The following is an 8,653-nucleotide window of genomic DNA, read 5'->3' as shown; positions in this document are numbered from 1 at the left end:
ACCACCACGATCTATGTGCAGGCGGAAAGGAAGCGCGTGCGGCGCGAACTCGCCGGCTACTACCAGCGGATGACCGGCGCTGGCGCACCGCGGAACGAACCCGACTAGCCGCGAGCCCGGCCCGATCCGTCCCGCCGGCGCGAGGCCGCATCAGCGACCGTCGCCACGGATGACGACCGGGACGAACAGGGCCAACGTGCGAAGCAGGCCGGATCCGGGGTGCGGCCCGGTCTGTCACGGGACGCCCCACGGTTTGACACGCACCGGTATTCGGGTTGTCGTTTCGTATGACAGAACGAAATCGCGCAGGACGTGGACTCGCTGCAAGCAGCCGGATTGCGCTATTCCAGCGTGTTTTCAATGACTAGAATAATGGGCGAGGGGGTACCGGCAACCATCGCCCGACAAGAACCGGCCATGTGACAGGTGCCGGTTTCGTATGAGTGCACGACGATTGAACAGGGGATGAAGATGAATTCGGCGCCCCGTGAGACGAAGGGCCAGTCCGCCTCCGACACCTCCCGAATGAGCTCGCGTGTCACCTGAAATATTGTCAAGGGGTTCCGTAACCCGGGCACGCCGCCAACGCGAACTTTTGGAGACCGTTAGAACCACGTCTCATTCACTGACGGGTGGTCTATGGTGCTATCACTTCGCTATCTGGAAGTCTTGGGAATCTGCGCGTTGTTCACTGCTTGCGGACAGATTCCGTCCAAGCATGCTGCGTGCAGAGTTGATTCCTGTCGCCCTCGGCACGAGCACGAGATGTTGCAATCCGGCGAGGCGTCATGGTATTCGGCAACGTTCCAGGGGCATCTGACCGCAAACGGAGAACGCTACGATGGCGGCGCCTTGACTGCCGCCCATCGAACATTACCGCTCGGCAGCTATGTGCGCGTCAGATCGTTGGCTACCGGAAAGTCGGTTGCCGTTCGCATCAACGATCGGGGACCATACGTCAAAGGCCGGATTATCGATCTCTCTTACGCCGCGGCGGAAGCCCTGGGTTTGCCAGACGCGCGGTCGATGCGTGTGCAGATTGAACGTGTGGAGAAGACACAGACGGGGTCGGACGAGGGCGGAACCTTGACGACAGAGCGGTGAAGTCCTAGACGGTGCTCTGAGCAATGGAGGCCGGCCAGGGGCGTCAATGGCGGTCGCGGACGAAACGGTCAGTCGAGCTGCGAAGGTGGCGGCGGAATGCCGGCGGCTACATGCGCAATGTCGTCGAATCGGCGACTGTGGTCGTCGCGTGAGGAGGGGAACATGAAGGCGGCGGCTGTAGTCCTGTCGATGTGCGCGATCTGTGCATGGCTGTCCGCGGCGGCTGCCGGCCCGGACAAACCGGGCAGTGCGGCGACCCGGACCGTCGACGTCACGATGCCGGGCGGTACGGCGCCGTTCCCGCCCGGCGACGGGGCGGACCGCGCGAACTCGCAATGTGTGCAATGCCATTCCGTCGGGATGGTGACGCGACAACCCGCCCTTTCTTTCGACGAGTGGAAGGCCGAAGTGAACAAGATGCACACCGTTTACGGCGCGCCACTGTCGGCCGATGAGGTTGAGCTGATCGAGAGGTATCTGACGGCGATCAATGGCAAGCCTTGATCAGGTTCAAATGACGTGTCGAAAGGGCCTGCAAATTTGCACCCGAGCCAACTGAACAGGGGTAGCGCCCGTCGGGGTGATCGGCCTATTCTGGAAGCATCCACCGTTCGTCACGATTGAGCGCGTCCAGGGAACATCATGAATGTACAGAATGGTTTCGTCGACTGCATTGGCAGCACGCCGCTGATCCGGCTTGCCAAGCTCAGTGCGGAAACGGGGTGTGAAATTCTCGGCAAGGCGGAATTCCTGAATCCGGGCGGATCCGTGAAAGACCGCGCGGCGCTGTATATCATCCAGGATGCCGAGCGGCGTGGCGTGCTCAAGGCTGGCGGCACCGTGGTGGAGGGCACCGCCGGCAATACCGGGATCGGGCTGGCGCATATCTGCGCCACGCGTGGTTATCGCTGCGTGATCGTCATTCCGGAGACCCAGTCGCAGGAAAAAATGGACCTCCTTCGCGTACTCGGCGCGCAGGTGCGTCCGGTGCCGGCGGTGCCGTACAGGGATCCGAACAACTACCAGAAGATCGCCGGCCGTCTGGCGCAGGAGATGGAGAACGCTATCTGGGCCAACCAGTTCGATAACCTCGTCAACCGGCAGGCCCACTATGAAACCACCGGGCCGGAAATCTGGCGCGACACGGCGGGTACGGTGGACGCTTTCGTGTGCGCTACAGGGACGGGTGGCACGCTCGCCGGCGTCGCGCGCTTTCTCAAGGAACAGAATCCGGCGGTGAGAACCGTGCTTGCCGACCCGCACGGCAGCGGGCTGTACAGTTTCGTGAAAACGCGCGAAATCAAGGCGGAAGGCAACTCGATCACGGAGGGCATTGGCTCCAGCCGTGTCACTGCCAACCTCGAGGGCTCGCCGATCGACGACGCGGTGCGGATCGATGACCAGAGTTGCGTCACGATGGTGTACCGCCTGCTGCGGGAGGAGGGGCTGTTCGTGGGCGGCTCCAGCGGTATCAATGTAGCGGCAGCCGTCTGGCTGGCGCAGCAGATGGGGCCGGGCCACACCATCGTCACGCTCCTGTGCGATCGTGGGGACCTGTACTTTGCCCGGCTATTCAATCCCGCCTGGTTGATGGAAAAAGGGCTCGTGCCGGGTTGAGGCGGTGACTTCACGTTACGCATCTCCCGCGAACCGGCAGGGTTCTGCTACAGAACCAGACGATCGCCCGTTTCCGCAAAGACAACGGCAAAACAATCCGGGCGGTCTGCCGCCAGTTTTTGTGAAGCTATGCGAGCAGTTGGATCTTTTCTCCGATGCCCTCGTTGCGATTGATGGCAGCAAGTTCAAGGCGGTAAACAATCGGGGCCGCAAGCGCCCGATAAGCTGCGCACCATACGGCGAGGAGTAGCTTCCCGGCTTCGAATCACAAACGTTCGGACCCAGCCCGGAATTCCTGGTCAGCCTCCATTGCAGACGGATTGGAAATGCAAAGGGGCGTGGCCGCTGGGGCGGTGGGCGCGATGGGCCGTGGCGTACCTCGCGCTCTTATTCGAGCCTGATTAAGTCATCGAATTCGACTTTCAGCTTGACTTCCGGAACTTCCAACGTAACTTTCGCGGGAAAAGATTCAGTTCCTGCGATGGCACCGCTAGCAATGGCCTTGGCCACTGCATGCTCGATCTCACGCTGAGAATTTACACCAACCATTTTTAAGAACTTACGCACACTGAGGTTGAAGGTATCTTCGTTCATTTGGGCTCTCCAGTTTTCCGTGAACCTGAAAATTTTCGATGACACAGATGGGTTGGGGGAGGGACCTCAAGTATGCGCGCGATACCTCAATGCAACGCGCAGGAGTCCCACCGAAATTGGTGTCGCCAAGCATGGACAAAAGCCTATTTAAGGACCCGATCGGACAGACAATCGCTAGCGGCCAGCGGGCGCTTTTTCGTTACTGTCTGGCCGCGGATGCAACCGCTCACGTGCCGTTCATGCGGACCTGCTCTGCCGGCGCACGTCATCTTTACCGATGCTTCGTGAACAGCGTACGTTTTTCTGCATAGCGTTAACACCGCTTTAACCATCCGGCGGTTCTTCGATAGAGTGCGTCCTCTACGGCTACACACTCCAGCAGACATCGCCAGTCGTTCATCTGGCCATCGTCCCCTTGCGCGGAGGCACGCGCTGCGGAGAGATACGACTAGCGACGGTTGACTTTTGATGCAGGTCCGCCGCCACAGCATCATCGTTGATATTCGGAGACGAAAATGCTCAGCCCGCATGAGTTCGCTACTCTATTGCTCGTCAAGGACGCCCCAGATCAACTTCAAATGGATCGCGCCGAGCTGGACGCGCTCCTCGAGTGTCAGCTCGTCACGCTGGAAAGAATCGCGTCGGGGAATAAACGTCCTCAGTTGACCGACGGGGATTGGCTCGTCCAGGCCGTCGCACGGACGCATTAACCGGGCACGAGTAATTTGCCGAGTTTCGGCCTGCCGGGCGGAGCGGCAGCTCAGGGGGCAGTGTTCGTTAACCCGTGGACTATGGAAACTGTCGCGTTTATCTCAACCCAAAACGGGGACGACTTGATCGTGTCCTTTGCGGTCATCGAGCCGGCGGATCCGACCGAGATCGACAGTCTCACCCTTCAGCGCACGCCGAAGTACGAGCATCTGCTTGAAGATCGGGAGCGAGGAGTGAGAGTCTCGTTTGAACGGTACCTGGAAGACGATGACGAATTGCTCGAAGAACTCCACCTTGACAGAAAATCAGCCGTAGTGCGCCTGGCAACCAGCCTGCGGAACTACGAGCTGGATGTTCGAAAGGTCGACGAAGGAGAAATCAAGGCTATGCAAAAGGTGCTCGCCCGGATGAACTACGATCGTCGGATCAGGCTATCCGGCGTCTAAGGGGGGCCCCCGCTGTCAAACGAAGTAAAGTTGGTACGAATTTGCTACTAAAGTTGAGACTTTCTCGATTCGGGGGGGAGTGTCCCCAGAGTGGACCTTGCGTGGCAAGGGTTTGCAGCCGAGTGACGTAACGATGCAACCCCGCCAAGGTGCTTAGTCCAGCAGCGCGCGTGCTCTGGTTCGAGCGAAGCGTTGCCAGCTCGTGCGCGCCGGCCGTGCAGCAGATCGTTGCTTCTGGCACATTTGAAGAGTCGCCGATGCATGACCATGTCCAGGCCCTCACGAAGTCTGCCGATAGCCAGAAGTTCAGTTGGTCTCGCCAGGAACGGCGTGCCCCATCGGCAGGACAGTGAGGCGCGTTGGCAAGTCATCCAGCCAGACGATCTGCATTACTAATTAACGCTTTGCTGCGCATGCATGCGAGAAACCGTTAGTGGAGCGTGTCTCGACTCAGGCGCAGCTCGCGTGGATCTGTCGGTTTCTGCGGGGTAGGGCACCGGACTTGTCGACATCGCCGTCAAGCATCAGTCACCGCTCTGTCTCGCTGCCATTACTCAGAAGTCAGCTACCGCGCTCGGCCCGTGCTCAACAGTAGCGCAGGACGCTCGCAGTAACGCGTCAGGCGTAGAACGCATTAAAGATGTCAACTTTGCGAGTATAAAGTTGTCAATACCGCGCTTCCCCGCGCGCGGATCGCGCGGCAGACCATACTGGGCATCTGTTTGCCGGACGCGAAATAAAATCGTCGATTCCCAAGCCGCGGCCTATGGCGGGCCGCCGCCAAAGCAATTCGCGTAGTCGGATACTTGCAGGTTCGGCCGCCCACCCAAGACCTTCAATGCTATTCAAGACGGGTTCCCCGTGTGCTCACGTTCAAGGTCGCGTGTTGCCGTTCGCAACCGTGCGGGGACTCGATTGGCATATGCCTTTTGCATCAGGCGCCAGTCGGCCGGTTTCGGTCGTTCGACGGACTGTGCAAAATCGCTGACAATTTGTTTGCCGTCGGATTGTCAATCTGACGGCAAACTAGACGGTCCAGACAATCTGCCATTTCTCCGTTCCTATGCCGCCATCGCTCATTTTTCTGCCCGCAATGCCGTGTGACGGACGCATGTACGCCGACCAAGTCGAAGGGCTGAAGGATCTCATATCAACATCTGTTCAGGTGCTGGCGCATGCGACTTTCGCCGAAAGCGCCGAGAGCCTGCTAGCCTCCACAAGCGACGCCTTCATCCTTGCTGGCACAGCCTATGGCGGGTGTCTTGCGATGGAAGTTTTGGCACGGGCTCCCGACCGTGTTCGCGGACTCTGGCTGATGAACTGTCAGCCGGGTGTCCACCCGAATCCGGATTCGGTTCGCACCACTAGCCGGAGAATACGCTCCCATGAGCATCAACGCGTTATTGCGGAGTTTGCCGAGAATGCAATCCCCGCCGAGGATGTCGTATCGAGAGCGGCGTTCGTTCAGATGGCGCGCGATGCTGGAGCCGACCTGTTTGCACGCCAATCCGACGCAACGTTGACTCGTTCAGATCGCTGGTCCACGCTTGCATCGTGCAAGATCCCAACATTGCTCCTATGGGGTGATTCTGACCGTTTCGTCCCCGTCGATGTCGGCCGTCGCATCGCGACGCTGATGCCGCATGCACGCTTCGCCTCACTCGAAGGATGCGGTCATTTCCCAACGCTCGAGCGGCCGTCTATATGCACAGAGATTGCACGGCAGTGGCTGGTCGAATCGGCCCTCGGCTGAAGTTGTTGTCAGTGGTATCGCCGCGATATGGGACGACGGGTAACGGAATCGGGCAAGGTTCGGCCAGGAGCCGCCCTTCGGCACCCGCACGCGAATCGTCGACAATGCGGACCGTACATTCGGATGCTGGCTACCCGATGGTAATCATGGCTTGGCGAATATCCGTACGTGGCAACTGGCACCGATTGTCGACGCGCATCTGCTTCAACCTTGTAGGACGCGCTACTGATCACCATCGGCTTTCCGCAGGCTGGGCTATCGTTTCAAAAGGTATCCTGCTCTTGCATCCTGGAAGATCTCATAGATGAGTGGGTTGTTTGTGACTCGGATTCTGCCGTAATGCACCACTTCCCCGTCTGTCAGCGTCGTTCCCCGAACAAACTGGCAGTCCTCGTAGCAGATCAAGGTCCCACTGCTTGAGCCGTCCTGATAGCGAACAGAAGGTTCCCCGCCGCGCTGGCCGGTGATTTGTCGATCGGTTCACCACGAGCAAATGCGAAGAGGACACCAGGCAAAGCGATCAGCACGACTGCTACAGCGGCTAGCCTGTACTGCTGTCTGTGATTACGCATGGCACGTCTTGTTCAAGAATCCGTTGGCGATTTTGCCGTTGACGCGGACCTTCCCAATAACCTTTTCGCATTGAGGTCAATATCCTGCGCTTTCAGGAACTCGGCCTTCGTACGCCACTTCACGGTGCCATCCGGTAGACCGAACACGAATAACTTGTCGTCCGGTACGTCATAGGTCGCAGGCGCAGCGGCGAAACCCTTCCGTCGCCAGGCTAATGCAACGAGCGTTTTCTTTCCAGCAGGAGACACCGTGAATACGCGGATCCAAGCGGGATGTTCGCCGAGCTCTGACATATTCGTCGTCTCGTCATCTTCCTCCGCAGATGGGCGAGCCCAGCCGAGAGCGATGATCCTGATCGTTCGTCCAGCCCGGTCCAACAGTTCCTGTCGCTGGACCTGCTTGCCGAGCAACCGAAATCGTGACGCGGGAACATGGGAGTTCGCCACGAAGTATTCCGCGATCACCCAGTCGCCCCCCGAAGAGACGATCGGAACATCCCGTCGACGATCGTAACGATAGATTCTGGTCAGGTCGTGAAGGACCGATTGCGGAACAGCGCTATCTGGAAATGAATAGCGTGCCGGTTTGAAATCACCGGTTTCCGACGCGATCGAGTTCTCGGCATTCATGTCGAGACGCAACAGCTTTGGCGACAACGTAATCGAAATCAGCGCATTACCAGCGGTCCTGGCGACATACGACGGTCGGGAGGACTCAACCGTCTTGATGGAAGGCTCCGCTCGCGGCAAAGCCAATCCGCATGGCGAGATCACGACGCTGGCAAGAGCTCCTATGGCGAAATATGCTTTCAGGCGAAATTTCATTGTGCTGCGAGGTCCCTTCTTTTCTGGTAGCACTTCAGCGCACCCACTCAGGAACCGGCCGAAGTGACGGGTTGTTCATCGCGCGGGCCGCAGCATGTCGATCTTCCGCGAATACGTCGCAACGCGTTCAGCGTAGACGTGGACCTCGGCGGTCTGCAAACACTCCCGACTCGTGATCGCGCCCCCCCACTGGCGGAGCGGTCAGGTTAGCGGTTTAACCCGTTTTTGTTTTGCGTGCAAGGGTCGCGGCATCGGCGGCAGTCGACCACGTGGCTCGAATCGGCGACAATCGCGGGGAGCAAATAAGAAACCGTCCAACGGGAATGATCATGGATACCAGAGATAGCGCCGCCGAACCTGCCTGGATGCCTGTGGCGATTGCCGAACGCGGCGTCAGACGTTTTCCGGTTGGCGAAACGAATCCACGGATCGTCGAATACAACAACCAAACCAACCTCGTTGGTTACGACGACAAAATCTCTTGGTGTTCCTCATTCATAAACTGGTGCCTGGCAAGCGCCGGTGTTCGCGGTACGGGATCAGCATTGGCGCGGTCCTGGCTCGATTGGGGTGTCGCCCTTGAGAGCCCGATCGTCGGCTGTATTGCTGTCCTGACGCGCGACGATCCCACAAGCTGGCGGGGGCATGTCGGTTTCTATCTTCGCCACGACGCTGATTTTATTTATCTCTTTGGCGGAAACCAGTTAGAAGAGGTTCGCGAGTTAGCCTATCCGGTCGCCTCGGTGCTCGGCTTTAGGTGGCCGAAGTCGTTCTGACGCCGTCCGTGTTCATTGAAAAGCAAAGCGCTGACTGTGAAGGGTCTTCTGCGCTTGCGTGAATGTCCGTTACGGGGAAGCACGGCTGACCGCTGAGGGTCGGCCACGGCCTGTCGCGTCGAGCTGCATTTAACTAATTCGGATGACTACGTAATTGAGCGGCTGGCGGTCACCACCAGACGGTCCGGCCGCGATAATCGAGGTATTCGAGCCCGGGATGGCCCTGCTTGGCCAGCAACACATTCACGACCCCGG

9 protein-coding genes and 2 pseudogenes are annotated in these 8,653 nt (G+C 58.9%); 8 read left to right on the top strand and 3 right to left on the bottom strand.

Annotated elements, in window-relative coordinates; translation table 11 throughout:
• The first annotated feature begins 765 nt into the window (after window positions 1–765).
• The 4 genes and pseudogenes from AC3WLT_RS36460 to AC3WLT_RS36445 all read left to right on the top strand — a co-directional run.
• Complete coding sequence (locus AC3WLT_RS36460) at window positions 766–1,104, top strand: septal ring lytic transglycosylase RlpA family protein (protein WP_492582714.1); 339 nt, start codon at window positions 766–768, stop codon at window positions 1,102–1,104.
• Between the two features lie 162 nt (window positions 1,105–1,266).
• The gene (locus AC3WLT_RS36455; RefSeq protein WP_492596411.1) at window positions 1,267–1,608 is read left to right on the top strand and encodes a c-type cytochrome; all 342 of its coding nucleotides are present in this window, start codon (window positions 1,267–1,269) and stop codon (window positions 1,606–1,608) included.
• Window positions 1,609–1,746: 138 nt separating this feature from the next.
• Entirely contained in the window at window positions 1,747–2,721 is a 975-nt protein-coding gene (locus tag AC3WLT_RS36450; RefSeq protein WP_408366259.1) for a cysteine synthase A, read from the top strand.
• 56 nt (window positions 2,722–2,777) lie between these two features.
• Window positions 2,778–2,932, top strand: a pseudogene (locus tag AC3WLT_RS36445) (IS5/IS1182 family transposase); the annotation flags it as partial.
• Between the two features lie 176 nt (window positions 2,933–3,108).
• On the opposite strand, the gene AC3WLT_RS36440 reads toward AC3WLT_RS36445, so the two are convergent.
• Window positions 3,109–3,315, bottom strand: a complete 207-nt coding sequence (locus AC3WLT_RS36440; protein ID WP_492596410.1) for a DUF6494 family protein — start codon at window positions 3,313–3,315, stop codon at window positions 3,109–3,111.
• 515 nt (window positions 3,316–3,830) lie between these two features.
• On the opposite strand from AC3WLT_RS36440, the gene AC3WLT_RS36435 reads away from it, so the two are divergent.
• The 3 genes from AC3WLT_RS36435 to AC3WLT_RS36425 all read left to right on the top strand — a co-directional run bounded on the left by AC3WLT_RS36435 (window position 3,831) and on the right by AC3WLT_RS36425 (window position 6,225).
• Window positions 3,831–4,025: a hypothetical protein gene (locus AC3WLT_RS36435; protein WP_492596409.1), complete on the top strand. Its 195-nt coding sequence runs from the start codon at window positions 3,831–3,833 to the stop codon at window positions 4,023–4,025.
• Between the two features lie 15 nt (window positions 4,026–4,040).
• Window positions 4,041–4,472, top strand: coding sequence for a hypothetical protein (locus tag AC3WLT_RS36430; protein ID WP_492596408.1), 432 nt, complete (start codon window positions 4,041–4,043; stop codon window positions 4,470–4,472).
• 1,111 nt (window positions 4,473–5,583) lie between these two features.
• Window positions 5,584–6,225, top strand: a complete 642-nt coding sequence (locus tag AC3WLT_RS36425) for an alpha/beta fold hydrolase (RefSeq protein WP_492596407.1) — start codon at window positions 5,584–5,586, stop codon at window positions 6,223–6,225.
• A 584-nt stretch (window positions 6,226–6,809) separates the two neighbouring features.
• Here the strand turns inward: AC3WLT_RS36425 and AC3WLT_RS36420 are convergent.
• Window positions 6,810–7,622 (bottom strand): hypothetical protein, encoded by an 813-nt coding sequence (locus AC3WLT_RS36420; RefSeq protein ID WP_492596406.1) that lies wholly within the window; start codon window positions 7,620–7,622, stop codon window positions 6,810–6,812.
• A 329-nt stretch (window positions 7,623–7,951) separates the two neighbouring features.
• On the opposite strand from AC3WLT_RS36420, the gene AC3WLT_RS36415 reads away from it, so the two are divergent.
• A complete protein-coding gene (locus AC3WLT_RS36415; protein ID WP_492596405.1) occupies window positions 7,952–8,398 on the top strand; it encodes a TIGR02594 family protein in 447 nt (148 codons plus the stop codon).
• 169 nt (window positions 8,399–8,567) lie between these two features.
• On the opposite strand, the pseudogene AC3WLT_RS36410 reads toward AC3WLT_RS36415, so the two are convergent.
• Window positions 8,568–8,653: pseudogene (locus tag AC3WLT_RS36410) on the bottom strand (3-oxoacyl-ACP reductase); the annotation flags it as partial.

This window comes from Paraburkholderia sp. FW306-2-2C-D06C, assembly GCF_058781505.1.
Note: the sequence above shows the minus strand (reverse complement) of the source record. Positions and strands in the feature narration are given on the sequence as shown.